The 2478-nt window shown below is 57.0% G+C and carries 3 protein-coding genes; all 3 read left to right on the forward strand.

Annotated elements, in window-relative coordinates; translation table 11 throughout:
- Positions 1–447, forward strand: a 447-nt coding sequence (locus OLZ32_RS39030; protein ID WP_264425701.1) for a gamma-glutamyl-gamma-aminobutyrate hydrolase family protein, incomplete at its 5' end; no start/stop codon positions are given.
- Between the two features lie 140 nt (positions 448–587).
- Positions 588–1721, forward strand: coding sequence for a M24 family metallopeptidase (locus OLZ32_RS39035; protein ID WP_264425703.1), 1134 nt, complete (start codon positions 588–590; stop codon positions 1719–1721).
- A gap of 134 nt (positions 1722–1855) precedes the next feature.
- Positions 1856–2478, forward strand: a 623-nt coding sequence (locus tag OLZ32_RS39040; RefSeq protein WP_264425705.1) for an aspartate/glutamate racemase family protein, incomplete at its 3' end; no start/stop codon positions are given.

The raw sequence follows: 2478 nt of genomic DNA on the forward strand, positions 1-2478 counted from the left end.
GCCATCTGCCGAGGTCTTCAGGAAATGAATGTGGCATTTGGTGGCACGTTGGCAGCCGAAATCCAGGACCGACCCGGCGCACTTGACCATCGAGCGCCCCCGAGCGATAGCCGTGATGAGCAGTTCGCCATCCGGCAAGTGCTGACGCTCAAGCCCGACAGCTGCCTCTCCAGGGTCCTTGGCTCTGAAAACATCAAGGTTAACTCCGTTCACCGCCAAGCGATCGATCGACTGGGAACGCAGCTTGAGGTCGAAGCCGTTGCCGAGGACGGAACTGTTGAAGCAGTTTCGGTGCGGAATGCACTGGGTTTCGCCGTCGGCGTCCAGTGGCACCCCGAATACTGGGTAAAATCGGACGAAACATCCGCGCGCATTTTCCGCGCGTTCGGAGATGCGGTTCGTGCCCATGCGTCGGCGCGGAACGGCTTGTCCGGTGCCGCGGGATGATTTCTCGGTATAACAGACAAGGGCACAGCCGAATTCGCCCGACGCATGAAACTATAGCTTTAACAGTTGGATACCACGCGAGAAGTGAACTCCACTTCGGCTCCACAAAACCCTTGGAATAGTCACACAGGAACGACTTTATGACCCAGCCTCCGCTCTTGCCGCCTCCCTTCCCCATCGATGAATACCGCTTTCGCCTGGCAACATTGCGCGCGGTCATGGCTGAGCGGGGTGTGGACCTGCTTATCGTTGATCAGGCCGAACACAGGTCCTATTTCAGCGGTTTCTGGTCGACAGCGGCCGTGTATCAGGCCTTGATTATTCCCGTCGACCAGGAGCCGGTCGCCGTGATCCGAGCGCTCGATTCTCCGTGCTTTGCTCAATCCAGCCAGTTCAGTGATTGCGTGACGTTTGCCGACAACGAGAATCCGATCAAGGTCGTGACCGAGACCATCAAAAAGCGCGGATTCGGAGCGTCGATCATCGGCATTGAACGCGACAGCCATTTCCTCACCTTGAACCGGGCATCGGAGCTCGAGAGCCTGCTGCCAAGTGCAAGGCTCGTTGATTTCTCGCGTGTCATGTGGGAACTGCGGCTGGTCAAATCCCCGCTCGAACTTGCTTGTCTTGAGGTTGCCGCAGAGATTTGCGACAAAGCAGCGGCGGCAGCCTTTGATGCGGCTCAGGTCGGTATCAATGAGCGTGAGGTCTTCGCCGCCATGACAAGCGAGGCGTGGCGGAGTGGCGCAGACAATGCGCAGGTCGCCGTCATCTCGTCCGGGCCTTCGACCTCTTTCCATGCCGCGCTCAGCGGCCGCCTTCTGGAGGAAGGGGACATCGTGTTTGTAGAACCGGTCCCGCACTTTCGCGACTACACTGCCCGAATGATGCGCCCGAAGGTAATCGGCGTGCCAACCGATGAGCAAATCCAGACAGCCGAAACGACGATCCGAATTCAGGACGAGCAGTTCCGCGCCATGAAGCCTGGAGCAAATGCGTGCGATGTCGACCGCATTGTGCGAGAGGGGATGTTGGCGGCTGGATTGCGCGACAGCTACACCGGTATCACCGGGTATACACTAGGCCTCAAATGCCCTCCTCGCACCAGCGATTTCACCCGCGTTTTCCTCGCCGACAGCGACTGGCAGCTGGAGGAAAACCAGGTTTTCCACATGTATACTTCGGCGCGAGGCCTTCCATTTAGCGAAACCGTCGTCGTTACACCGGAGGGCGGGAAGCGGCTAACGACAATGGAGCGTAGGCTTTTCTACTGAAGTCCGTCCACTAAGGTAATCATGACCAAAGGCAGCCCAGCCATCGTTGGACTGGATAGAGCGCGCAGAAACGCGGTGCCAACCGGCTGCCTTGCAATGCAACATCACAGCTCAGCGTCTAAAGGAGAAGCAACGTGAAAACGATAGGTGTTCTGTGTCTGTCGAACAGTGGTGAATACCATGGTCAACATCCCGACTTCGGCGGAGGGATCGGCGATCCGCGCCGCTATGAATCCGAACCTGTATGGAAACAAGTCCCAGGCGCTTGGGCCAACAATGTCGTCTTGGGTGATCCTGCTCTAGAGCATGAGTATGTAAAGGCCGCACAGGAGCTTGTGCGCGAAGGAGCCAATGCAATCACATGTGACTGCGGCTTCACAGTGCGATACCAGCATGTGATCGCGGCAGCGGTACCTGTGCCCGTATCGACGTCAAGCCTGCTTTTGCTTCCAAGCCTGCTGTCGAGTGTGCCTTCGAACAAGAAAATCGCGGTACTCACCGCGGACTCACGATGCCTAGACGCCGGAATTTTTGCGGCTTTGGGCATAACCGATCTATCACGATTGGTCGTCGAAGGGCTGGAGGGTACGGCAACCTACGACTACATGTGGGCCGAAAAAGGTAATATTGATGTCGACGACGTGCTAGCCGATGTCGACGACATTATTGCCCGCGTCCAAAAGCACGAAAATGTCGCAGCCATTTTATGCGAGTGTACGATTTTTTCGCGTGTTTCGCCCAAAATCCGAAGAGCTAC

This window comes from Rhizobium acaciae (assembly GCF_025941625.1).
Classification (GTDB): Bacteria; Pseudomonadota; Alphaproteobacteria; order Rhizobiales; family Rhizobiaceae; genus Rhizobium; species Rhizobium acaciae.